The 24,029-nt window shown below is 69.0% G+C and carries 20 protein-coding genes; 13 read left to right on the top strand and 7 right to left on the bottom strand.

From position 1 onward, the window contains the following. Positions 1–16: 16 nt before the first annotated feature. A complete protein-coding gene (locus tag ACK5KK_RS11005) occupies positions 17–1,225 on the top strand; it encodes a hypothetical protein (RefSeq protein WP_416890128.1) in 1,209 nt (402 codons plus the stop codon). 5 nt (positions 1,226–1,230) lie between these two features. Here the strand turns inward: ACK5KK_RS11005 and sucB are convergent, their stop codons facing one another. The 3 genes from sucB to ACK5KK_RS10990 form a co-directional block, all read right to left on the bottom strand. Next, positions 1,231–2,901 carry a 2-oxoglutarate dehydrogenase, E2 component, dihydrolipoamide succinyltransferase gene (gene sucB, locus ACK5KK_RS11000; RefSeq protein WP_416890127.1) on the bottom strand — a complete coding sequence of 557 codons (1,671 nt, stop codon included), beginning with the start codon at positions 2,899–2,901 and terminating at the stop codon, positions 1,231–1,233. A 63-nt stretch (positions 2,902–2,964) separates the two neighbouring features. Continuing rightward, complete coding sequence (gene lpdA, locus ACK5KK_RS10995) at positions 2,965–4,335, bottom strand: dihydrolipoyl dehydrogenase (RefSeq protein WP_416890126.1); 1,371 nt, start codon at positions 4,333–4,335, stop codon at positions 2,965–2,967. After that, positions 4,332–5,801 (bottom strand): leucyl aminopeptidase, encoded by a 1,470-nt coding sequence (locus ACK5KK_RS10990; RefSeq protein ID WP_416890125.1) that lies wholly within the window; start codon positions 5,799–5,801, stop codon positions 4,332–4,334. Before ACK5KK_RS10990 ends, lpdA begins: the two co-directional genes overlap by 4 nt. An 83-nt stretch (positions 5,802–5,884) precedes the next feature. Between ACK5KK_RS10990 and ACK5KK_RS10985 the strand changes: the two genes are divergently transcribed. The 5 genes from ACK5KK_RS10985 (at position 5,885) to ACK5KK_RS10965 (ending at position 11,075) form a co-directional block, all read left to right on the top strand. Continuing rightward, on the top strand, positions 5,885–6,808 hold the full coding sequence (locus tag ACK5KK_RS10985) for a proteasome assembly chaperone family protein (RefSeq protein ID WP_416890124.1): 924 nt from the start codon (positions 5,885–5,887) through the stop codon (positions 6,806–6,808). Between the two features lie 240 nt (positions 6,809–7,048). Then, entirely contained in the window at positions 7,049–8,320 is a 1,272-nt protein-coding gene (locus ACK5KK_RS10980) for an RNA polymerase sigma factor (RefSeq protein ID WP_416890139.1), read from the top strand. Further along, positions 8,317–9,015, top strand: a complete 699-nt coding sequence (locus ACK5KK_RS10975; RefSeq protein WP_416890123.1) for a coenzyme F420-0:L-glutamate ligase — start codon at positions 8,317–8,319, stop codon at positions 9,013–9,015. Before ACK5KK_RS10980 ends, ACK5KK_RS10975 begins: the two co-directional genes overlap by 4 nt. A 10-nt stretch (positions 9,016–9,025) precedes the next feature. Then, entirely contained in the window at positions 9,026–10,039 is a 1,014-nt protein-coding gene (locus ACK5KK_RS10970) for a sugar-transfer associated ATP-grasp domain-containing protein (RefSeq protein WP_416890122.1), read from the top strand. A gap of 22 nt (positions 10,040–10,061) precedes the next feature. Further along, positions 10,062–11,075, top strand: coding sequence for a sugar-transfer associated ATP-grasp domain-containing protein (locus ACK5KK_RS10965; protein WP_416890121.1), 1,014 nt, complete (start codon positions 10,062–10,064; stop codon positions 11,073–11,075). A 9-nt stretch (positions 11,076–11,084) separates the two neighbouring features. On the opposite strand, the gene ACK5KK_RS10960 is transcribed toward ACK5KK_RS10965, so the two are convergent. Further along, entirely contained in the window at positions 11,085–11,306 is a 222-nt protein-coding gene (locus tag ACK5KK_RS10960) for a hypothetical protein (protein ID WP_416890120.1), read from the bottom strand. 193 nt (positions 11,307–11,499) lie between these two features. Here ACK5KK_RS10960 and ACK5KK_RS10955 point away from each other — a divergent pair, with 193 nt between their 5' ends. After that, the gene (locus ACK5KK_RS10955) at positions 11,500–13,569 is read left to right on the top strand and encodes a DNA gyrase/topoisomerase IV subunit B (RefSeq protein WP_416890119.1); all 2,070 of its coding nucleotides are present in this window, start codon (positions 11,500–11,502) and stop codon (positions 13,567–13,569) included. A gap of 26 nt (positions 13,570–13,595) precedes the next feature. On the opposite strand, the gene ACK5KK_RS10950 is transcribed toward ACK5KK_RS10955, so the two are convergent. After that, positions 13,596–16,037 (bottom strand): DNA gyrase/topoisomerase IV subunit A, encoded by a 2,442-nt coding sequence (locus ACK5KK_RS10950; protein WP_416890118.1) that lies wholly within the window; start codon positions 16,035–16,037, stop codon positions 13,596–13,598. A 63-nt stretch (positions 16,038–16,100) separates the two neighbouring features. On the opposite strand from ACK5KK_RS10950, the gene ACK5KK_RS10945 reads away from it, so the two are divergent. Next, entirely contained in the window at positions 16,101–17,228 is a 1,128-nt protein-coding gene (locus tag ACK5KK_RS10945) for an alkaline phosphatase family protein (protein WP_416890117.1), read from the top strand. Between the two features lie 10 nt (positions 17,229–17,238). Here ACK5KK_RS10945 and sepH read toward each other — a convergent pair whose 3' ends face one another. After that, positions 17,239–18,246 carry a septation protein SepH gene (gene sepH / locus ACK5KK_RS10940; RefSeq protein ID WP_416890116.1) on the bottom strand — a complete coding sequence of 336 codons (1,008 nt, stop codon included), beginning with the start codon at positions 18,244–18,246 and terminating at the stop codon, positions 17,239–17,241. Between the two features lie 218 nt (positions 18,247–18,464). Between sepH and ACK5KK_RS10935 the strand changes: the two genes are divergently transcribed. After that, positions 18,465–18,758, top strand: a complete 294-nt coding sequence (locus ACK5KK_RS10935) for a DUF4193 domain-containing protein (RefSeq protein WP_416890115.1) — start codon at positions 18,465–18,467, stop codon at positions 18,756–18,758. Positions 18,759–18,764: 6 nt separating this feature from the next. Here the strand turns inward: ACK5KK_RS10935 and ACK5KK_RS10930 are convergent, their stop codons facing one another. Next, complete coding sequence (locus ACK5KK_RS10930; protein ID WP_416890114.1) at positions 18,765–19,241, bottom strand: DUF3093 domain-containing protein; 477 nt, start codon at positions 19,239–19,241, stop codon at positions 18,765–18,767. A 12-nt stretch (positions 19,242–19,253) separates the two neighbouring features. Between ACK5KK_RS10930 and dut the strand changes: the two genes are divergently transcribed. From dut to ACK5KK_RS10910, 4 genes are all read left to right on the top strand, one after another. Continuing rightward, entirely contained in the window at positions 19,254–19,703 is a 450-nt protein-coding gene (dut, locus tag ACK5KK_RS10925) for a dUTP diphosphatase (protein ID WP_416890113.1), read from the top strand. After that, entirely contained in the window at positions 19,700–20,275 is a 576-nt protein-coding gene (locus ACK5KK_RS10920; protein ID WP_416890112.1) for a DUF3710 domain-containing protein, read from the top strand. The genes dut and ACK5KK_RS10920 overlap by 4 nt, the downstream gene beginning before the upstream one ends. Then, the gene (locus ACK5KK_RS10915) at positions 20,272–21,003 is read left to right on the top strand and encodes a DUF3159 domain-containing protein (protein WP_416890111.1); all 732 of its coding nucleotides are present in this window, start codon (positions 20,272–20,274) and stop codon (positions 21,001–21,003) included. Before ACK5KK_RS10920 ends, ACK5KK_RS10915 begins: the two co-directional genes overlap by 4 nt. Before the next feature lie 154 nt (positions 21,004–21,157). Continuing rightward, entirely contained in the window at positions 21,158–23,998 is a 2,841-nt protein-coding gene (locus ACK5KK_RS10910; RefSeq protein WP_416890110.1) for an aconitate hydratase, read from the top strand. The last annotated feature ends 31 nt before the right edge of the window (positions 23,999–24,029 follow it).

Here is a 24,029-nt window from a genome sequence, read left to right as displayed (position 1 = left end):
GGGACAGACTCGCGGCGTGGAAGACGAGATGACACAGGTGCTCACGCCCACCGTCCTGCGGCGCCTGGCACCGCCTGACTGCCCGTACCGCGCACTCCTGGTCGCCGATGACCCGCCGCGTCTGTGGGTCGATGTGGCGGAGTTCGGGAGCAGTCCGGCCTGGCGGGCCGACGGTGAGGGGCATGTGCTGGCCCCCGTCGACCTCGCGCGCACGCGCGAAGGTCAGGCCGTCGTGCTGCCCCACTGCCCCTCCCGCCTGGAGACCGTGGTCGGTTCGATCGACACGGCGGGCGCGGCCGCCACCGCCGCCGTGAGCATGCTCCGCGGCGCCGCCGAGGCGGACCGGCTGGGCGCGGATGCCGGGAGCTGGTGGGTGACCGCGGAAGGCCGTCCGGTGCTTGCGCTGACGGGAACGCTGCCGTGGCGGCCGATGACCGGTGAACTGCTCGAGACCTTGGCCCGCGCGGTGCCGGTGCTTCGGACCGAGCTGACGCGCGCGCAGGAGACCCTCGCCGACGCCGGACGGCTGCGCCGCGAGGCGGCGGCGCGGGAGGACGAACTGTTCGCTGTGGCAGATCCCGAGCACCTGCCGGTGGCGGGCGGCGTCGACGCGCCTCGGCGGACCAGGCGCGCGCCGGTGGCCCCTTACCGCGACCGAGAGCAAACGTCGATGCTGGCCCGGTGGGCGAGCGCGATCATGGATCGGGAGGTGCTCGACCGGGCGCGTTCCCTCGTTCCCCGCCGCCGGGCGAAGAGGCCGGCCGTGCGCCGGCCCCGGGAGCGAGAAGGGCGCCGGCATGCGCCCGTCCTGGTGGGGTTGGCGGTGGCCATCATGGTGATCGCCGTCGGGGTGTTCTGGCCGGAGGGGAGTGAGGCCGGCGGTGCGCCCGCGTCCGACGCGATACGCTCCGACCCTGCCGCCGAGGCGAGTGTGAGCGCGCCGGAGCCCGAACCGGAATCTCTGGCCGAGGTCGGCCGGGCGCTGGTCGCCCGCCTCGCCGAGTGCCAGCAGCAGTGCGCCGTCTGGGAGGGCGGGTCGGGGACTGCGCCTGCGGGAGCGGCCGGTGTGGCGGAGGCCACGGTCACGCTCGTCGAAGAATACGGGGGCGTCGCCGTGTTCCGCGCCGAAGCGGAGGGAGAACACAGCCAGATCGTGGTGGCGGTGCACGCAGACGGCACGTGGCGGGTTCGGGAGGTCTATGACCTCACGAACCCGCCCGCGTGAGGGAGTCAGATGCCGAGACGATCCTGGAACTGTGCGTTCTCGAGCCGCGACTTGACCGCCGCGAGGAAGCGCGCGGCGTCGGCACCGTCGATGATGCGGTGGTCGTACGACAGCGCCAGGTACACGTAGGACCGCACAGCAATCGCGTCCACACCGTCCACCGACACCAGGCCCGGCCGCTTGACGACGACACCGGTACCGAGAATGGCCGACTGCGGCAGGAAGACCACGGGAGTGTCGAACAGTGCTCCGCGCGAGCCGGTGTTGGTCAGCGTGAACGTCCCGCCCGACAACTCGTCCGGCTTCAGCTTGTTGTCGCGGGTTCGCGCCGCCAGATCGGCGATTTCGTGGGCGATCTGGGCGATGTTCTTGGCACCGGCGTCGCGCAGGACGGGAGTCAGTAGTCCGCGTTCGGTGTCGACCGCGATCGACAGGTTCTCCGTGGGCGGGTACACGATGTCGGTGCCTTCGACGGTGGAGTTGATGATCGGGAACGCCTGCAACGCTTCGGCGGCGGCCAGGGCGAAGAACGGCAGGAACGACAGCTTGTCGCCGGTCTTGTCGAGGAACGTGGCCTTGACCGAGTCCCGGTACGCGGACAGCGCGGTGACGTCGACCTCGATCACGGTGGTCAACTGGGCGGTCTGCTGCATGGAGGCGACGGCACGTTCGGCCAGCACCTTGCGCAGCCGCGACATCGGCTGCGTCGTGCCGCGCAACGGCGAGACCTCCAACGCCGGAGCGGGCGCGGCCGCCGGTGCCGGCTGTGCCGCGGTCTCGGCGGCTTTCAGGACATCTTCCTTGCGGATGCGGCCACCGACACCTGTCCCGGTCACCGCAGTCAGATCGACACCCTGCTGCTGCGCCAGCCGGCGCACCAGGGGAGTGACGTAGGTCGGCCCGTCGGCGTCGGTGGCGGGGGGAGTGTAGGTCGGCGGCGCGGGCTCGGCCGCAGCCGGCTGTGCGGGTGCCGTGGACTGCGGCGGTGCCACGGGCTGCTCGGGTTCAACGGGCTGCACAGGCGCCGCAGGCGCGGTGGCCGGCGCCGGCACGCCCTCAGGTTCGCTCGGAGCGAGCGCGGCACCGGAGCCGATGCGGGCCAGCACGGCGCCGACGTCGACGGTCTCGTCCTCGCTCACGACGATCTCTTGCAGCGTTCCTGCCACCGGCGACGGGATCTCGGTGTCGACCTTGTCCGTGGAGATCTCCAGCAGCGGCTCGTCGACGGCGACGTCGTCGCCGACCTGCTTGAGCCAGCGCGTCACGGTCCCCTCCGTCACACTCTCGCCGAGTTCCGGGAGAACGACATCGTGGGCATCGCCGGCCGGTGCCGCGGCGGGAACCGAATCGGCGGTGGGCGCCTCCGGGGCGGCGGGCTCAGATGTAGCCTCGGCGGGCGCGGCTTCCGCAGGCGTCTGCTCCGCGGGCGCGGCGCTGCTGCCGTCGCCGATCTGGGCCAGCACCGCACCGACCTCGACGGTTTCGTCCTCCTGGACGAGGATCTGCTCGAGGACTCCGCTGATGGGTGACGGAATCTCAGTGTCGACCTTGTCGGTCGAGATCTCCAGGAGCCCTTCGTCGGCTTGGATCGTGTCACCGACCTTCTTGAGCCAACGGGTCACCGTTCCCTCGGTGACGCTCTCGCCGAGCGCGGGGAGGACCACGGGTGTGCTCATGATCTTGTCTCCATTCAGAATGTCGATGTCGGGACTAGCTTAGTGATGCGCGACGGTGGCACGTCAGACCGCGTGCAGGGGCTTTCCCGCCAGAGCGAGGAAGGCCTCGCCGAGTGCCTCGCTCTGGGTGGGGTGGGCGTGAACGAAAGGCGCGATGTCTTCCGGGTGGGCTTCCCAGCCGACCGCCAACTGACCCTCGGTGATCAGTTCGCCGACACGGTCGCCCACCAGGTGCACGCCCAGGATCGGTCCGTCGGTCTCGCGCACGACCTTGACCATACCGGCGGTGCCGATGATCTCGCTCTTGGCGTTGCCGGCGAGGTTGTATTCGTAGACGCTCACCCGGTCGCCGTGGGCCTCGCGGGCCTGAGCCTCTGTCAGCCCCACCGAGGCCGCCTCCGGCCGGGAGTAGGTCACGCGCGGTGTGGTCGACTCCGCCACGGCGGGCCCGGCCTGACCGGCGATGACCTCCGCGACGCGGATGCCCTGCTGAAACGCGCGGTGCGCCAGTTGCAATCCGGGGACGATGTCGCCGACGGCCCACACGTGCGGCACGGTGGTCCGTCCGTCGGCGTCGGTGGTGACGAACCCGCTCTCCGTGGCGACACCGGCCTCGTCGAGACCGATTCCCTCGGTCAGCGGCCGGCGTCCGACCGCGACCAGGAGTCGATCGGCGGTGAGGGCGGATCCGTCGTCCAGCGTGACCGTCACGGCGTCGTCGGATTGTTCCGTCGTCACGACGCGCGCACCGAGCCGGGACGCGATGCCGCGCTTGCGGAACGCGCGCGCCAGCGCCTTGCTGACGGCGTCGTCTTCAGTCGGCAGAAGCCGGTCGAGCGCCTCGACGACGGTCACCTCGGCGCCGAACGAGCGCCACAGGCTCGCGAACTCCACTCCGATCACACCGCCGCCGAGGATGACGACGCGGGCGGGGACCTCATCGAGGGTGAGCGCCTCTTCGCTGGTCAGGATGCGCCTGCCCACCGGTGCGGCACCGATCGTTCGTGGGGCTGATCCGGTCGCCAGGACCACATCGGTGCCGCGGTACAGGTCGTCGCCGACGCGCACGTCACCGTCGGCGGTGAGACGGCCTTCCCCGGCGACCACGGTGATGCCCCGCGAGGTCAACAAGGCGGTCAACCCGGCGTACTTCTTGGCGACGATGCCCTCCCGGTAGGCGGTCAGGCGGGTCACGTCGACTCCCTCGACCGCGGCGTTCACGCCCACGGCGGCGGCATCGCGTACGTGGTCCATGACTTCTGCCGCGTGCAGCAGCGCCTTGGTCGGCACGCATCCCCGGTGCAGGCAGGTCCCGCCCAGTTTGTCCTTCTCGACGACGACGACAGAGCGCCCCAGTTCTGCAGCGCGCAGCGCGGTCGCGTAGCCGCCGCTGCCGCCACCGAGGAGGACCAGGTCGGCGCTGTGCTCGGTCACCGCACCCCGCCTTCCAAAAGCGCGATGAGCGAGCGCACCGAGGCTCCCGTCGGTCCCTTGTCGGTGGCCCCGAACGCCGCGGACTTACTGGTTCCCGCGCCGGCGATGTCCAGGTGGACCCACGGGATCTGCGGGGCGTCGTCGGCGTCGGAGGTGCGCCCGACGAAGCGGCGCAGGAACAGCCCCGCGAACATCGACCCGCCGGCCGGGTCCCCGACCTTCGCGTTCTGGATGTCGGCGATCGGGCTGTCCAGTTCGTCTTCCATGTGGGCCGGCAGCGGCAGCGCCCAGGCCAGCTCGCCCGCACGCTCGGCGGCGTCGAGGTACTCGTCGACCGCGCCGTCGTCGCCCATCACCCCCACGTGGCGGTTACCGAGCGCGACGATGATCGCGCCGGTCAGCGTCGCGACATCGACGATCAGGTCGGGACGATCGCGGCTGGCTGCGGCGAGCCCGTCGGCCAGGACGAGGCGGCCCTCGGCGTCGGTGTTGAGCACCTCCACTGTCTTCCCATCGAGCATCGTGAGCACGTCTCCCGGCCGGGTCGCCGTTCCCGACGGCATGTTCTCGGCCAGACACAGCCACCCGGTGACCCGCACCGGCAGTCGCAGGGTCGCCGCCGCCACGACGACGGCCAGCGCGGTCGCCGCGCCCGCCATGTCGTACTTCATCCCCACCATGCTCGCCGGGGGCTTCAGCGACAGTCCGCCGCTGTCGAAGGTGATGCCTTTGCCCACGATCGCGACGTGGCGCTCGTTCACGTCGGGGGAGTAGTCGAGACGGACCAGGCGCGGGGGACGCGCGGAGCCCCGGCCCACACCGAGAATGCCGCCGAACCCCTGTGCCTCGAGCCCGTTCTCGTCGGTCACGTCCACCGTGATCGGAAGGTCGGCTGCGGCCGCCACGGCGGTGGCAGCGAACTCAACCGGACCGAGCCGGTCGGCCGGCGTGTTGACCAGGTCTTTTACGGCGGCCACCGCGGTGCCGATCGCGGTGGCACGGGCGAGGGCGTCGTCGTTCAGCGCCTCGGCGGCGTGGAGCACGACGCGATCCGCGCGGGAGGCGCCGGCGGAGGTCTTGTACCCGTCGAACCGGTAGCCGCCGATGGCGGCACCCTCGGCCGCGGCAGCCCACAGCGCCGCGTCGGTGACACCGGGGAGGGTGACGGCGAGGGTGGCGTAGCCGGTGGTCGTTCGCACGGCGGCGCCCACGGCGTCGCGCACGGCATTGGCGCTCGGGGTCTCACCGGTTCCGGTCACCACGAGTGGCAGCGTGGTCGCCTCGGGGGCGAACGCGCGCACGCAGGTGCCGGGTGCGCCGGTGAACCCGACCGCGGTGAGCGCCGCAGCGAGCCCGGGCCAGTCCGGGACGCCGGCATCCGCCAGCGGTGGCAGAGCGACGACGATCGCATCGGCGTCGGAATCGAGTGGGGGGACGGTGGAGTGCGCGAGCTCGGGGAACGGCATGCTCCCATCCTAAAGACCGTGTGTTCGCTGATGGCGGGATGGCGGGACACCTGGACGGGCCGGAGTGCTCGTACAGTTGAGGTATGCCCTTGTCCGGTCCGCTGTACGAGCGTGTCGCGTCGGCACCCCTGGTGCCGGCGGGTCTGCCGCTCGTTGTCACCCTCACCGGGTTCACCGACGCCGGAGGAGCGATCGGTCAGGTCATCGACCACTTCCGCTCCGAGCTCGAACCGACCCCGGTCGCTGTCTTCGATGCCGATCTGCTGCTGGACTACCGCGCGCGGCGGCCGATCATCTCGTTCGAGGGCGACCACTTCACCGAATACCGCGCGCCGCGTCTGGAGCTGTCCCTGGCGCACGACGACCAGGGGGCGCCGTTTCTGTTGCTGGCGGGGTTCGAGCCGGACTTCGCGTGGAACGCGTTCGCGGAGACCGTCGTCGGGCTCACGCAGGGCCTGTCGGTCTCATCGGTGACGTGGGTGCAGGCGATCGCGATGCCGGTGCCCCACACGCGACCGCTCGGGACCACCGTCAGCGGCACCCGGAAAGAGCTCACTCGCGCGCACTCGGTCTGGCAGCCGCACACGCAGGTGCCCGCCAGCGCGGCGCACCTGCTCGAGTACCGCTTCGCGCAATCCGACGCGCCCGTCGCCGGGTTCACCCTGCTGGTGCCGCACTACCTCGGCGACACCGAGTTCCCGGGGGCAGCCATCGCGGCGCTGGACAGTCTGGCCGTGGCGACCGGGCTCGTCTTCGACAGTCCGCGGCTGCGCGACGAGAACCAGGCCTTCATGCAGAAGGTCACCGAGCAGGTGGAGAACTCGTCCGACCTGGGCACGATGCTGCACGGGCTGGAGGAGCGCTACGACTCCTACATGGCCGGCAGCGACCTGGGTCGCCCGATCATCCACGCCGGCGATCTTCCGAGCGCGGACGAGTTGGCCGCGGAACTGGAGCGGTTCCTCGCCGGGGGACCGGCCGATGACGACAAGCAGGGCCTGCGCTGATCGGAATGTCGCGGTGTTCCGCGGTGTTGTATGCCGCAGAAGGCGGGTTCGGCGTCCGAGTGTGAGACAATGGGGCCATTGACCCGTTGTCGGGCCCTCACGGCGTGCATCGATACGTCCTAGGACTTGACAAGGGTCATACTCCTGTCCGAAAACCCCGGCAGCTTCTCCACCGGTGAAAGGCGACACGTGGCGACGACCAAATCCACCCGCACCCGAACGACGGCCGAGGCCGAGGACATGCAGGAGGCGCAGGCACCCGAGGCGGCGGTGAAGACGGCACCTGCCGCGAGCACGGCCACGTCGAAGAAGGCCGCGGGCAAGAAGGCGGGCAAAGCGCGCGCGAAGTCGGGGAGCAAAGCCGCCCCGGACGACGAGGTGGACGAAGACGTCGACGATGCCGATCTCGACAACGACGCGACGGACGACTCCGACGGTTCCGACGCCGACAAGAACGGCACGGCCTCCGACGACGATGACGACGACGAGTCCGCAGACAAGAAGAAGGTGTTCACGGAGCCGCTGCCCAGCGGCGCCATCGTGTTGTCGTCGAGTGATGAGGACGAGGTCCCCGTCTACTCGACGCAGATCATCGGTGCCACCGCGGACCCCGTCAAGGACTACCTGAAACAGATCGGGAAGGTCTCGCTGCTCAACGCGGCGGAGGAAGTCGAACTGGCGATGCGGATCGAGGCGGGGCTGTTCGCCGAGGAGAAGCTGTCGCACATGTCGGCGAGTGAGAAGTCGTCGCAGTTGGGGCTGGACCTGCAGTGGGTCGCCCGCGACGGACGACGGGCCAAGAGCCACCTCCTCGGTGCGAACCTTCGCCTGGTGGTGTCGCTGGCCAAGCGGTACACCGGTCGCGGCATGCAGTTCCTGGACCTCATCCAGGAGGGCAACCTCGGCCTCATCCGTGCTGTCGAGAAGTTCGACTACACCAAGGGCTTCAAGTTCTCCACGTACGCCACCTGGTGGATCCGCCAGGCGATCACGCGCGCGATGGCGGACCAGGCGCGCACCATCCGCATCCCGGTGCACATGGTGGAAGTCATCAACAAGCTCGCCCGGGTGCAGCGTCAGATGCTGCAGGACCTCGGCCGCGAACCCACCCCCGAGGAGCTCAGCCGGGAACTGGACATGACGCCCGAGAAGGTCGTCGAGGTGCAGAAGTACGGTCGTGAGCCGATTTCGCTCCACACGCCGCTCGGCGAGGACGGCGACAGCGAGTTCGGTGACCTCATCGAGGACACCGAAGCGGTGGTACCGGCGGATGCCGTCGGTTTCACGATGCTGCAGCGCCAGCTCGAGTCGCTGCTGGACTCGCTGTCCGAACGGGAGGCCGGTGTGATCCGGATGCGTTTCGGCCTCGGTGACGGCCAGCCCAAGACGCTCGACCAGATCGGCGACACTTTCGGGGTGACCCGTGAGCGCATCCGGCAGATCGAGTCCAAGACGATGGCGAAGCTGCGGCACCCGTCGCGTTCGCAGTCGTTGCGGGACTATCTCGAATGACCTCGGCCGCCAACGACGGCAAACAGCTGCAGGCGACGGTCGACGGGCGGATCTACGATCGCATCCCGATCCGCACTCGGGTCGTGCTGCCCGGTGACGACCTGGACGCCGTCATCTCGCAGTACGCGCCGCCGCACCTGGTGCCGGGCGACCTCTTGTTCGTCACCGAAAAGATCGTCGCCATCGCCCAGGGCCGGTCGTATCGGCTCGACGAGATCGAACCGCGTCGGCTGGCACGGTTCCTATCGCGCTATGTCGCGCGTACCCCGCACGGGATCGGTCTTGGCATGCCGGAGACGATGGAGATGGCGCTGCGCGAGTGCGGCACCGTGCGGATCCTCGCCGCCGCCGCCGTGAGCGCCCTCACCAAACTGTTCGGCCGCCGTGGCGACTTCTACCGGATCGCGGGGGAGAAGGCGCGCGCGATCGACGGTCCCACCAGCGGCACGATCCCGCCCTACAACGAGGCCGTGGTCCTGGGGCCGAGCGATCCGGCCGGCGTGGCGGCGCACCTGCAGACGCTGATCGGTGCCGAGCACCACGTCGCGGTCGTCGACATCAACGACATCGGCGGCAACATCCTCGGGTCCACCCTCGATGCGGACGCGGAGCGACGACTCGTCCGGATCCTCGCGGACAACCCGCTCGGCCAGGGACACCAGTCCACTCCGCTCGGCATCATCCGGGAGGCGTGAGGTGAGGGCAGTGGGCCGGTTGTACCGTCGCGCGCGGTTCTTCGTGCGTCGGATCACGTCCTTCGACCGCGAACGCGTGATGCAGTTCGCCCGTCAATCGGCGCGACTGTCGAAAGCGCCGGTGTGGTGGGTCGCGGCCGACATGGCCTGGTGCGCCGTGCGCTACGAGACCACGTTCGAGAACTACTCGGAGTGGGACTTCCGTATTCTCACTCGAGCCGAGCGCAAGACGTTCATGACCGATCCGAAGTCCTTCCACCTGTCGCGGCGGCTCAACGACAACGCGCAGCGCCGCATCTTCGACGACAAGGTGGAGTTCGCCTCTCGGTTCGGTGACGAACTCGGCCGGGAATGGCTCGACATCCGTGACCGCGACGCGGATGCGCTGGCCGATTTCCTCCGCGGGCGTGAGCGGGTCATCACGAAGGCTCCCGGCGGCGTCGGCGGTCACGGCATCACGATGCGCGACGTGGCGGATGTCACGGACGCCGCTGCCCTCCGCCAGGACCTGCTGTCCTCCGGAGAAGTGCTCGTCGAGGAAGTGCTCGTCCAGCATCCCGAGATGGCGCGCCTGTACCCGGACAGCGTCAACTCGCTGCGGATGGTCACCTACCTCGACCCGGACGGCAAGGTGCACGTCCTGGCCGGGGTCTTGAAGGTGGGCAACGGCGGAGTGATCGACAACTTCAGCAACGGTGGCATGTACACGATGCTCGACGACGACGGGCGCGCATTGCACGCCGCCAGCGACGAGGAGGGGAACCCGTTCTCCACCCACCCGGTCACCGGCGTCGACATCACCGGCTTCCAGGTGCCCCGCTATGACGAAGTGCTCGCCCTGGTGGACCGGCTGGCGCGGCGTGTGCCGGCGCTTCCCTACATCGGGTGGGACATCGCGATCACCCCGGACCGGCCCGTCGTGATCGAGGGCAATCACAACACCGGTGTGTTCCAGTCGAAGCCGTCCGTGTCCGGCATCCGCCGCGGGCTGCTGCCGCGCTACCGCACCGCGATGCGCTTCTGAGGCGGCGAGAGGACCCCTGAGCATGAGCAGAGCATCGGTACGATTCGGCTACCTCCTCAACCGTGCGCGGAACCTCCGCATCGGCAACCTGTTCGAGTTCGCGGGGCAGGTGCAGCGGGTATCGAAGGCACCCAAGCTCGTCATCGTCGCCGACATGCTGTGGTGCTCCGTCAAGTACGACATGGCGTTCCGCGACTATGCGGTGTGGGACATCCGGCTTCTGAACGCGCGAGAGCGCCGCACTTGGATGACCCACCCGAAGTCCTTCCGCATCACGCGCATGCACAACACCGCGGAAGGCCGGGCCAAGCTGGAGGACAAGCGCCGGTTCGCCAGAGAGTACGCCGACCTCCTGGGGCGGGAGACGGTCGACCTGCGCGACGTCGACGACACCGCGCTGGGCGCGTTCTTGCAGCGGCACCCGAAGGTGCTCGCCAAACCGCTCGACGGGCAGGGCGGGGGCGGGATCACGCTGCACGAGGTCGGACCGGATGTCGACGTCGCCGCATTCCGCGCGGAGGTCGCCGCGTCGGGTCAGAGCATCATCGACGAGTTCATCGTGCAGCACCCCGATCTGGCGGCGCTATACCCCGACAGCGTCAACACGGTGCGGCTCATCACGTTCCTGCGGCCCGACGGCGAGGTGCGGCTCCTCGCCGCCGTGCTGCGGATCGGCAACGGCGACGTGATCGACAACTTCGCCTCCGGCGGCATGTTCACCATGCTCGACGAGCACGGTGTCGCCCTGTACCCGGGCGTCGACAAGAACAGCAACGTCTACCGGACGCACCCGGTCACGGGCGCGGACATCGTCGGGTTCCAGGTGCCCATGTACGACCGCGTGGTCGCGGTCACCGAAGAACTCGCGCGGCGCACACCGGAGGCGCCCTACGTCGGCTGGGACCTCGCTATCACCGACGACGGGCCCGTCGTCATCGAGGGCAACCACAACTCGAGCGTGTTCCAGCCCAAGCCGTCGGCCTCCGGCGTGCGTACCGGACTGCTCCCGGTGTACCAGGCGGCCGTCGGCTTCTGAGGCGGGTGATCAGTCCACGTCGTGGAGGCGCGCCGTCTCGTCGTGCCAGGTCGAGGCGACTTCGCGGAGCTTGGCTTCGTACTTGCGCCCGTGGTGAGCGCAGAAGAGCAACTCGCTCCCGCTGACCTCGGCGGCGATGTACGCCTGTGCGCCGCACGAGTCGCATCGGTCGGCGGCCGTCAAGCGGTGGCCGGCGACGGTATCGGGTTCGGTGGTGGTCGTCATGCTCATCTCGGTGCCTCCTCGTTCATCGTTCGTTGCCCCATCGGTCACTGAATACAACCACGCGGATGTTTCGAGAATGCCGCGAGAGTGTCACATTTCGCTGTGCGCGTACGGCGATTCGTGTCGGAGGGCTGATGTTCGCCGCGGCCTGTGTGTGTCGGACGCCCCCCGTGGCCCGACGGGGATACGCTGAGAGACTGTGACCGCCGAGTACTCCGCCCATCACCTCCAAGTGCTCGAGGGACTCGAAGCGGTCCGCAAGCGTCCCGGCATGTACATCGGCTCGACCGACTCGCGGGGACTCATGCACTGTCTCTGGGAGATCATCGACAACTCCGTCGATGAGGCTCTCGGCGGTTTCGGCGATCGCATCGACATCGTCCTCCACGCCGACGGCAGCGTCGAAGTGCGTGACCGTGCCCGCGGCATCCCGGTGGACGTGGAGCCGCGCACGGGTCTTTCCGGCGTGGAGGTCGTGTTCACGAAGCTGCACGCGGGCGGCAAGTTCGGTGGCGGGTCGTACGCGGCATCCGGCGGGCTGCACGGTGTCGGCGCGTCCGTCGTGAACGCGCTGTCGGAGCGGTTGGACGTACAGGTCGACCGCGGCGGCAAGACGTATCAGATGTCGTTCCACCGGGGAGAGCCGGGTGTGTTCGGCGGGGACAGCCCTGATGCCCCGTTCACCCCGTTTGAGAAGTCGTCCGAGCTCTCGGTCATCGGCAAGGCGCCGCGCGGCGTGACGGGAACCCGCATCCGGTACTGGGCGGATCGGCAGATCTTCACGAAGGACGCGTCGTTCGCGCTCGACGAGCTCGAACAGCGGGCACGCCAGACCGCTTTTCTCGTCCCGGGCCTCGAGTTGGTCATCATCGATCAGCGCGGGGACGACCCCACCGAGACGAGCTACCGGTTCGACGGCGGGATCTCCGAGTTCGCCGACTACCTCGCGCCGGACGCGGCCCTCACCCAGACGTGGCGGTTGACCGGGTCGGGTACATTCACCGAGACCGTTCCGGTTCTGCAGGCCTCGGGCGCGATGGTGCCCACCGAGGTCGAGCGCGAGTGCCACGTCGACGTCGCGTTGCGCTGGGGCACGGGGTACGAGACCGTGCAGCGGTCGTTCGTGAACATCATCGCGACGCCGAAAGGCGGCACCCACCAGGCCGGTTTCGAACAGGGTCTGGTCAAGGTGCTCCGTTCGCAGGTGGAGCAGAACGCACGTCGCTTGAAGGTGAGCAAGGATCGACCGGACAAGGATGACATGCTCGCCGGACTGACCGCGGTGCTCACGGTGCGGCTGGCCGAACCGCAGTTCGAGGGACAGACGAAGGAAGTGCTCGGCACCCCGGCTGTCCGTCAGATCGTCAGCGCCGTGGTGACGAAAGAACTGGGCGGCCGATTCGCGTCGACCAAACGCGACGACCGGGCGCAGACCGCGCTGCTGCTGGACAAGGTCGTCTCGGAGATGAAGGCGCGCATCTCGGCACGCGCGCACAAAGAGACCCAGCGCCGGAAGAACGCGCTGGAGTCGTCGTCGCTGCCCGCGAAGCTCGCCGACTGTCGCACGAAGGATGTCGTCGACTCGGAGCTGTTCATCGTCGAGGGCGACTCGGCGCTCGGGACGGCGAAGCTGGCGCGCAACAGCGAGTACCAGGCGCTGCTGCCCATCCGCGGCAAGATCCTCAACGTGCAGAAGGCGTCGGTGTCCGACATGCTCTCCAACGCGGAGTGCGCCGCGATCATCCAGGTGATCGGAGCCGGGTCCGGACGCACGTTCGACCTCGACTCGGCACGCTACGGCAAGATCATTCTGATGAGCGACGCCGACGTCGACGGCGCCCACATCCGAACACTGCTGCTGACGCTGTTCTTCCGGTACATGCGCCCGCTCATCGAAGACGGCCGGGTGTACGCCGCGGTGCCGCCGCTGCACCGCGTCGTGGTGGTGAACCCCGGGAGCAAGCCCAACGAGACGATCTACACGTACTCGGAGCAGGAGTTGCACCACCTGCTGGCGAAGCTGCGCAAGTCGAATCGGCGGTGGCAGGAGCCGATCCAGCGGTACAAGGGTCTCGGCGAGATGGATGCCGATCAGCTGGCGACCACGACGATGGACCGCGACGGCCGCCTGCTGCGACGCGTGCGCATCCAGGATGCCGAGTCGGCGGCATCCGTCTTCGAGCTGCTCATGGGAAGCGACGTGGCGCCACGCCGCGACTTCATCGTGTCCTCCAGCGACCAGCTCAACCGCGCCGCGATCGACGCCTGACCCGGCCCGACCCCACCCGGCCCGGGTCAGCTGATGGGTGTGCCGACGGCGGCGATGACGGCGTCGAGGGGGGTGCCGGAGGCGTCGCGCTTGGCGCCGGGGAGCGGGAGCGTGCGCGCGGAGCCGTCGGAACCGACCGCTCGCGGGTCGGACCCGACCCAGGCCAGGCGCAACGTGTCCTCACCCTTCAAGAACCGCTGTGCGCGAACGCCGCCGGTCGCGCGACCCTTGGCCGGGAACTCGGTGAAGGCCGACACTTTGCCCGACCCGGCGTCTGCCCCGGCGAGCGAGGCGGCGGAGCCTGCCACGGTGACCACGACCGTGTCGTCCCCGGCGTGCAGTGCGGTGAACGCGATGACCTGCTCGCCCGAAGACACGCGCATGCCGGCCATGCCACCGGCGCCGCGGCCCTGCGGCCGCACCGACGCAGCGTCGAACCGCAGCAGCTGGGCATCGGAGGTCACGAAGACGAGCTCCGAACCGTCCGGCGCGGCGGCGGCCCCCACGACACGATCGCCGGGTTTGAGAGAGATGATCTCGACATCCGTCTTTCCCGCGGCCAGTTCCGACGCGGCGACGCGTTTGACCACGCCCTGCGCTGTCCCGAGCGCCATGGGCGCCGCGTCCCCGAGGGGAACGATGCTCACGACGCGCTCCGAACCGGTCAGCGCGAGATACTGGTCGGCCTTCGACCCGGCGGCCAGCTGAACCGAGTTGCCCGGCACCGAGGGGAGGTCGACCGGCGACAGGCGCACCAGGCGACCGGCGCTGGTGACGGCACCGAGGTCCCCACGCGTGGTCGTGTCGACCCGGGCTCGGACGGCGTCGTGCTTGGAGCGCCGGGTGGGGGGCACGACACCGTCGCCGGATTCGCCGATCTCGGCGCGCACCATCCGCCCCGTCGCCGACAGGTACACGCGGCACGGGGCATCCGGGATCTGCAGGTCGGCGGGAGCGGATGCGCGCGCCCGCGCGGGGGCGCCCCCGTTCAGCAGCAGCGTGCGCCGGGGCGTGCCGAACGCCTCCGCCGCCGCATCGAGCTCGCGCGCGACCTGGGCATGGAGCAGCGCCTCGTTCGCGAGCAGCTCCTCGAGCTCGGCGATCTCGGCCTGCAGGCTGTTGCGCTCGGCCTCCAGCTCGATCCGCGAGAACTTCGTCAGCCGGCGCAGTCGCAACTCGAGGATGTACTCCGACTGCGGCTCCGACAGATCGAACACGTCCATCAGCCGCTGGCGCGCCTGCTCGCTGTTGTCCGAGGTGCGGATCACCTGGATGACCTCGTCGATGTCGAGGATCGCGATGAGCAGGCCCTCGACCAGGTGCAGGCGCTCCTGACGGCGCTGCAGCCGGTAGCGGCTGCGGCGGGTGACCACGCTGATGCGGTGGTCGAGGTAGACACGCAACAGCTCCTTCAGGCCGAGCGTATGCGGTTGCCCCTCGACGAGGGCGACGTTGTTGATCCCGAAACTGTCTTCCAGCGGCGTAAGGCGGTACAGCTGCTCCAGTACCGCGTTCGCGTCGAAGCCGGTCTTCACGGTGATCACGAGACGCAACCCGTGGTTGCGGTCGGTGAGGTTGGTCACTTCGGAGATGCCGGTGAGCTTCTTGGCGTCGACGGCATCCTTGATCTTCTCGATGACGCGCTCGGGCCCCACCATGTACGGCAGCTCGGTGACCACGATCCCGGTGCGGCGCGGGCCGAGCGACTCGACCGACACCTTCGCGCGGGTGCGGAAGGTGCCGCGCCCGGTGGCGTAGGCGTCCTTCACCCCGTCGAGGCCGACGATGACCCCGCCGCCAGGCAGGTCGGGGCCCGGAACGAACTCCATCAGTTCGTCGAGGGTGGCATCCGGGTGGTGGAGCAGGTGAACCGCGGCGGCCACGACCTCGATGAGGTTGTGCGGTGCCATGTTGGTCGCCATGCCCACGGCGATACCGGTGGCCCCGTTGACGAGGAGGTTGGGGAATGCGGCTGGCAGCACCTCGGGCTGCTGGAACTGTCCGTCGTAGTTGGGGATGAAATCGACGACGTCTTCGTCGAGGTCTTCGGTGAGCGCGAGGGCGGCGGCCGCGAGGCGCGCCTCGGTGTAGCGGGCGGCGGCGGGTCCGTCGTCGACCGATCCGAAGTTGCCGTGCCCGTCGACGAGCGGCACCCGCAACGCAAAGTCCTGCGCCAGCCGCACGAGAGCGTCGTAGATGGCGCTGTCGCCGTGCGGGTGCAGCTTGCCCATGACCTCACCGACGACGCGGGCGCTCTTGACGTGGCCCCGGTCGGGTCGCAGCCCCATATCGGCCATCTGGAAGAGGATGCGGCGTTGCACCGGTTTGAGGCCATCGCGAGCGTCGGGGAGCGCACGCGAGTAGATGACGGAGTAGGCGTACTCAAGGAAGGACCCCTGCATCTCGGTGGAGAGATCGACGTCTTCGATGCGTTCGTTCTCGAGCGGTGCGGTGCGCGACGATGCCATGGAGCTTCGGGGTCCTCCGGAAACGGGATGGGGCCGCGAGGGTCGTATGCCAGACTGGCCCCGATGTCTCTCAGCCTACCCGCGGTCGCCCGTTCCGCCCGGAGCCTCACCGCAGTTGTGCCCGACATCCTGGCGGCACTCGACGGGGACGACGGCCCCTTCACCCCAGCGCGCTCGGCGATCCTCGTCGTGGTCGACGGACTGGGTCGAGCGAACCTCTCCGCACGCGCCGCGTACGCCAGGTTCCTCGCCGACCGGATGGGCAAGCGGGATGCCGCGGTGACGGTGTTCCCGTCCACGACGGCGACGGCGCTCACGACGCTGCTCACCGGTACCGAGGCCGGCGACCACGGCATCGTCGGGTACCGTGTCCGCGTCCCGGGTACCACCGACACCCCGGACCAGCTCAAGGGCTGGGAGACCCACGGGCTCGATCCGCTCACGTGGCAGCGCAGCACGCCGATCTTCGAACGCGAAGGCGGCCGTGGCCGGCCGTGCTTCACTGTCTCGCGACCCGAGTACGCCACGACCGGGTTCACCCGCGCCGTTCAGCGCGGCGCGGAGTTTCTGGGCGCCGCGTCCATCGCCGAGCGCGTCCGGGTCGCCGTGGCGGTCGCGGCGGCCACCGCGGGGGCGCTGGTGTACCTGTACATCCCCGAACTCGACATGGTAGGCCACTCCCGCGGCTGGGAGAGCGACCGGTGGAGCGCCCACCTCGAAGAGGTCGACGCCGCGATGCGCGTTCTGCACGCCGAGGCCGGCCGCGACATTGGCGTGGTGCTCACCGCTGACCACGGCATGGTGGACGTGCCGCGACATCGGCACGTCCTGCTCACCGAGGGGGACCCGTTGCTCGACGGCGTGGAGGTCATCGCGGGGGAGCCCCGGATGCTGCACCTCTACGGTGCCGACGCGGCCGGCATCCGGGAACGGTGGCAGGCGACCGAGTCGGCGCGCTCCTGGGTGATGTCACGCGATGACGCCATCCGTGCCGGACTGTTCGGCGAGGAAGTGCACCCCGAGGTCGCGGCGCGTATCGGAGACGTGCTCGTCGCAGCGCGCGCGCAGATCGCCTACTACGACGACAGGCTCGCCGACAAGGGAGCCCAGCGCATGGTGGGCCAGCACGGCTCCCTTACGGATCAGGAACGGATGGTGCCGTTGATCCGGTTGGGCGCTTTCGCCGGCTGAGAGCGCTCGGTCAGCCGTCTTCGGTGCGAGCACCGAAGACGATCTCGTCCCAGGACGGCATGGACGTGCGGCCCTTGCGGTGCGCCGGTTCCGGAGTGCGGGCTTCGGTGCGGTGCGCGTGCTCCGGCTCCTGCGGTGCATTCGGCGCGGGCTCGTCGACCTCGAGGGCGTCGAACAGTGCGACGGGGCTCCCGTCGCTCGGCGCGCGCTCGGCCGTTGGCATCGACTCGCGCTGGCCACGGCGACGCCGCAGCGCTTCCAGCAGGTCCGCGGTGTCGGCGTTGGTGACGACCGCGTCGGGCGCCCGCTTTATCGCGGCATCCTGCACCGCGGAGTTGTCGCGCGTGGCCTCGGGCTCCGCGTCGGGCACGCGACGCGGGCCGAACGAGCCGCTGTCGAAGCGGGAAGAGTCCTTCTCGGGCTGCTCATCCAACGCGCGCAGCCGCGGAATGAGCCCCTCCGGCAGCGAGCCCTGCCGAGACAGCTGCGTCGCGTCGGAGTTCTGCGGCGTCAACGCCGAACTGCGGGGGTCGAACCCCCATCGCGCGTCATGGTCGATCTCGTTGGCCGTGAACTCGAGTTTCACGTTCCAGCCGGTGTCGTCTCGCCAACTCGTCCAGCGTTCCGCAGTTGCGCCGGTCTCGGCGAGCTTCGCGCGCACGGCGGAGCCGAAGGTCGGTTGCGTGTCGGCGTCGAAATCGTGCCCCATGAGAACGGGAACGGCGAGGGCCTGGCTGACGATGTACTCCCGCTCGGCGAGGACAGGGCCCTCGTAGCGGGCGACGTCCTCGACACGGATGCCGAGCAGGTCCGCGACGGCATCGGTGCTCAGGCCACGCCGCACGTGCGACTGGATCTCTCTCGGACTGGGCCGTGCGGCGCGCGGTTCTGCGTCGCGCTGCAGTTTGCGAAGTTGCGATCGCAGCGCCTCATCCGCGTGCACGACGTATCTGTCGCCCGCCTCCGTGGCGAGCACCAGTGCACCGTCTTCCGTGCCGATGACTTTGAGTTGCTCCATGCGAAACACCCTTCAGCTCCCGCTTGTCGGTTCATGCTGTCACAGGGGTCGACTCGCGCCGGGAATATCGCGGGCGCGCCGCGAGTTCAACGCGGTGAACCCTCGCACGACCCCTCATATGCCGTCAGCATTTGCAAATCGGAGCGCGGTCGTGCAGACTGTCGCCGCCCGTTCGGGCGGGCAGCCGCCACATACCTGGGAAGTGGAGACCTTCGAGCATGGCCACCGACTACGACGCCCCGCGCAAGACCGACGACGACAGCGAGTCGATCGAAGCTCTCAAGGAGCGTGTTCCGGACAAGCGTTCCGGGGCGGTCGATGCCGACGACAGCGACAACCCGTCGGGTTTCGAGCTGCCCGGAGCGGACTTGTCCGACATGGAATTGGATGTCGTCGTCCTGCCCCCGCAGGAAGACGAGTTCACGTGCGTGGACTGCTTCCTGGTGAAGCACCGCTCCCAGCTGGATCACGAAGCGCCCGGCGGCGGGATCTGCAAGGACTGCGTGGCCTGACGCGGCTCAGCGGGGCGACTGCGCGCGATCGAGGATCGCCACGATGCGCTCCGGCGTTCGCGACGAGAACACCCAGGCGGTGTGCGGATCGTCCGGGTCGGTGACCTCGACGAGGACCAGCCCGTCGATCCCGCCGCGGATCAGGTGCCACCAGTCGCGTCGCAGCCCGTGTCCGCGCGCCGTCCGCGCCGCATCTCCGGTGAGGGCCTCCGCCCGACCGAGGTCGCCGAGCGAGATGTGCGCCCGGCCGACCCGCAGCTCACGGTCGTCGATCTCGACGACGCTCGACGCAAGCACCAGGATCGCGATCAGGAGGATCCCCGCGCCCGCACCGACGACCAGCGCCAGGGTGGCGTCCACGGGGGTGAACACGAGGGCGACCATCGGTGCGCAGACGGCGGCCGAGGCCAGCGCCCACAAAGATGGGGCGAGGCGCTCCCGGTAGCGGACGGGGCGCGGGGCGTCGGTCGGGTGCGTGTGCATTAGCCTCGTGGAGTGAACGAATCCGTGGACATCCCCATTATCGCGCCTCAGGTTCCGGTGTATGCCCATCCCGGCGACGCGGGAGCCGATCTGGTCGCCACCGAAGCGGTGGTACTGGAGCCGGGACAGCGGGCGCTGGTGGGAACCGGGGTGCGGATCGCGTTGCCGGCCGGGTACGTCGCGTTCGTGGTGCCGCGCAGCGGTCTGGCCGCGCGGCACGGGATCACCGTCGTCAACTCCCCGGGGACGGTGGATGCGGGTTATCGTGGAGAGATCAAGGTGTCGTTGTTGAACACCGACCGTGACCAGCCGTATGCGATCGCACCCGGCGACCGCATCGCTCAGTTGATCGTCATGCGCGTGCCCGAGGTGACATTCCTCCCCGTCGACGAACTCCCCGACAGCGCGCGAGGCGAGGGCGGTTTCGGCTCGACCGGTTATCAGACAGGAGCGACGCGATGAGCGACCCGCTGGAGAAGACCGCCCCCGACGACCGGGCCACGTCAGGGCCGTTCGATGAGTCCGAAGCGAATCCGGTGCGGCCCTACATCGATCTGGGCGGGATCAAGATCCTGCCGCGAGAAGGTCTGAACCTGCGTCTGGAGGTCGAGGAGCAGAGCAAGCGGATCGTGGCGGTGGGTTTGGACTACGCCGGATCGACGTTGCAGGTGCAGCCGTTCGCGGCGCCGCGGTCGACCGGCTTGTGGGACGAGACCCGGGATCAGATCCGCGAGCAGATCCGCGGACAGGGGGGCCGTGTCGAGGAGCGGGACGGACCGCTGGGCCCGGAGCTGCTCGCCGAGGTTCCCGCCGGTGGCGAGGGTTCGTCGCCACGGCTGGCGCGATTCGTCGGCGTGGACGGTCCGCGCTGGTTCTTGCGCGGGGTGATCGGCGGGGAGGCGACCGGTGACGTCGAGGCGGCGGCGCGGGTCGAAGACCTGTTCCGGTCCATCGTGGTGGTGCGCGGCGGGACGCCCATGCCGCCCCGCGACCTGATTCCTCTGAAACTGCCGGCCTCGCCGGGCGGCGCGTGAACGACGAGACCGGCGAGCAGCCCGAGTCACCGTCGGCATCGGCGGCCCTGGGGGAGGCGCTGAGCAAAGCGGCCCGTCGGGCGGGTCTGGACCCGGACTCCGGTGCGAGCACGGGTCAGGTGGTGTGGCGCGCGATCGGCGGCGTACGCGGGATCGCCGAGTCGGTCGTGCCGACGCTGCTGTTCGTCATCCTGTTCTCGCTGACCCGCGACCTGCTGGTCGCGGTGATCGCCTCGGTGGCGGCCGCCCTCGTGTTCACGGTGCTGCGTCTGGTCGTCCGGCAACCGTTCGGTGCGGCAGTCGGCGGCTTGATCGGGGCGTTGATCGCGGCGGGGTGGGCGTTGGCCACGGGGAGCGCCGTCGACGCGTTCCTGTGGGGGCTCATCGTCAACGCTGCGTACGGCCTCGCCCTGCTGATCACCGTCGTGGTCGGGTGGCCGCTGGTCGGACTGGTCGCGGGGTTTCTGATGGGCGAGGGGACGCGGTGGCGTGCGGATCGGCGACGGCGGCGCGTCTTCGGATGGCTGACCCTGGCGTGGGCGGGCCTGTTCGCGCTGCGTCTCGGGGTGCAGGTGCCGTTCTACCTCGGCGACGACGTCGAGGCACTCGGTACCTGGAAGCTGGTGCTCGGCATCCCGCCGTTCGCTCTCCTGCTGGCCGCGACCTGGTGGATCGTGCGGCGCATGTACGCGGACCGGACGACGACCGAGGCCGAGCGCACACCGTGATAGATTTATCTTGATATCAAGATACTTTCTCTCACGTGGGCCGATGAGGGCGACCTGACTCGCCATCCGGGCCCGACGCGTGGAAGATAGGACCGATGAGCCACGCGGCGTCGATCCCCGTGGTCCGCGTTCCGCCGACGTAAGGAGAGCACACGTGTCCACTGTTGACAGCTTCGGAGCCAAGAGCACCCTTACAGTCGGTGACACCGACTACGAGGTGTTCCGCATCGATACGGTCGCCGGCTACGAGAAACTACCGTTCAGCCTGAAGGTGCTGCTCGAGAACCTGCTGCGCACCGAAGACGGCGCGAACGTGACCAAGGCGCAGATCGAAGCGCTCGGCAATTGGGATGCCGCCGCCGAGCCCGACACGGAAATCCAGTTCACCCCCGCGCGTGTCGTGATGCAGGACTTCACTGGTGTGCCGTGCATCGTCGACCTCGCCACCATGCGCGAGGCGGTGACAGCGCTGGGCGGTGACCCCGGGAAGATCAACCCCCTGTCGCCGGCCGAGATGGTGATCGACCACTCGGTGATCGCCGATCTGTTCGGCTCGGAGAACGCGCTGGAGCGCAACGTCGAGATCGAGTATGAACGCAACGGCGAGCGGTACCAGTTCTTGCGCTGGGGCCAGGGCGCGTTCGAGAACTTCAAGGTCGTGCCGCCCGGGACCGGCATCGTGCACCAGGTGAACATCGAGCACCTGGCCAAGGTCATCTACGACCGCGAGGTCGGCGGCGTGCTGCGCGCGTACCCCGACACGTGCGTCGGCACCGACTCGCACACCACCATGGTCAACGGGCTCGGCGTCCTGGGCTGGGGTGTGGGCGGCATCGAGGCGGAGGCGGCCATGCTCGGTCAGCCGGTGTCGATGCTCATCCCGCGGGTCGTCGGTTTCAAGCTCACCGGTGAGATCCCCGCCGGCGTCACCGCGACCGACGTCGTGCTCACGATCACCGACATGCTGCGCCAGCACGGCGTGGTCGGCAAGTTCGTCGAGTTCTACGGCGCGGGCGTGGGCTCGGTGCCGTTGGCCAACCGTGCCACGATCGGCAACATGAGCCCCGAGTTCGGCTCCACCGCGGCGATGTTCCCCGTCGATGACGTGACGCTCGACTACCTGCGGCTGACCGGCCGCGACGAGCAGACCGTGGCGCTGGTCGAGGCATACGCGAAGGCGCAGTCGCTGTGGCACGATCCGGCGAGCGAGCCCACCTACAGCGAGTACATGGAACTGGACTTGTCGACGGTGGTCCCCTCGATCGCGGGCCCCAAGCGCCCGCAGGACCGCATCCTGCTCAGCGACGCCAAGAGCCAGTTCGAGAAGGACATCGTCGCGTACGCGACGCCGTCGACCACCCACGACATCGTCGATCTCGAGTCGAAGCACTCGTTCCCGGCATCCGACCCCGGTCCCACGCCGGGCGAGGAGGACACCTCGACCCGTGAGGTGCACATCAACAGCGGCGCTCCCGTGGCGGCGGGCGCCTCAAAGCCGGTGAAGGTCGCCCCGCCCCAGGGGAACCCCTACATCCTCGACAACGGTGCGGTGACGCTCGCGGCGATCACCTCGTGCACGAACACCTCGAACCCGTCGGTGATGATCGCGGCGGGTCTGGTCGCCAAGAACGCGCTCGACAAGGGCCTCAACCGCAAGCCGTGGGTCAAGACGACACTGGGCCCGGGGTCGAAGGTCGTGACCGACTACTACGAGAAGTCCGGCCTCGACAAGGCGCTGGAAGGCATCGGGTTCTACACCGTCGGCTACGGCTGCACGATCTGTATCGGCAACTCCGGCCCGTTGATCGAAGAGGTCTCGGCGGCGATCAACGACAACGATCTGGCCGTCACCGCGGTGCTCTCGGGCAACCGCAACTTCGAGGGCCGCATCAGCCCCGACGTGAAGATGAACTACCTCGCGTCGCCGCCCCTCGTGGTCGCGTACGCGCTGGCCGGCTCGATGAACTTCGATTTCGAGACGGATCCGCTCGGCACCGACCAGAACGGCGACGACGTGTTCCTCAAGGACATCTGGCCGGCCCCGGAGCAGGTGCAGGAGATCATCGACGCGTCGATCTCGCGCGAGCAGTTCATCAAACAGTACGCGACGGTGTTCGACGGCGATGAGCGGTGGAAGACGCTGCCCACTCCGACCGGGCCGGTGTTCGACTGGCAGGCCGACTCGACGTATGTGCGCAAGGCGCCCTACTTCGACGGGATGGGGATGGAACTGACCCCGGTCCGTGACATCATCGGTGCGCGCGTCATGGCGACGCTTGGCGACTCGGTGACCACCGACCACATCTCGCCCGCGGGCAACATCAAAGCCGGTACCCCCGCCGCGCAGTACCTCACCGAGCACGGCGTCGCGCAGAAGGACTTCAACTCCTACGGCTCGCGCCGTGGCAACCACGAGGTGATGATCCGCGGCACGTTCGCCAACATCCGGTTGAAGAACGAGCTGGTCGCGGCGGTCAATGACGGTCAGATCGTCGAGGGCGGCTATACCCGCGACTTCACCCAGCCCGGCGGCCCGCAGTCGTACATCTTCGACGCCTGCACGAACTACCAGGCCCAGGGCACTCCGCTGGTGGTATTCGGTGGCAAGGAGTACGGTTCCGGATCCTCGCGCGACTGGGCGGCCAAGGGCACCAACCTGCTCGGGGTCAAGGCCGTCATCACCGAGAGCTTCGAGCGCATCCACCGCTCGAACCTCATCGGGATGGGTGTCGTGCCGCTGCAGTTCCCCGCCGGGGAGAGCTGGGCCTCGCTGGGTCTGGACGGCACTGAGATCGTCTCCATCACCGGCCTGGAGCAGCTCAACGACGGCGCGACGCCGAAAACGGTCACCGTCACCGCCGAGCCGAGCGAGTTCTCCCCGGAGGGCAAGCAGCCGATCACGTTCGAAGCCGTGGTCCGCATCGACACGCCCGGTGAAGCCGACTACTACCGCAACGGCGGCATTCTGCAGTACGTGCTGCGCTCGCTCGTGTAGCGGGTACGTCGCGAACGCCTCGCCCCGGTCC

This window comes from Microbacterium sp. (assembly GCF_047972865.1).
Classification (GTDB): Bacteria; Actinomycetota; Actinomycetes; order Actinomycetales; family Microbacteriaceae; genus Microbacterium.
The sequence above is the reverse complement of the archived record's forward strand: the minus strand, read 5'-3'. Positions and strand labels throughout refer to the sequence as shown.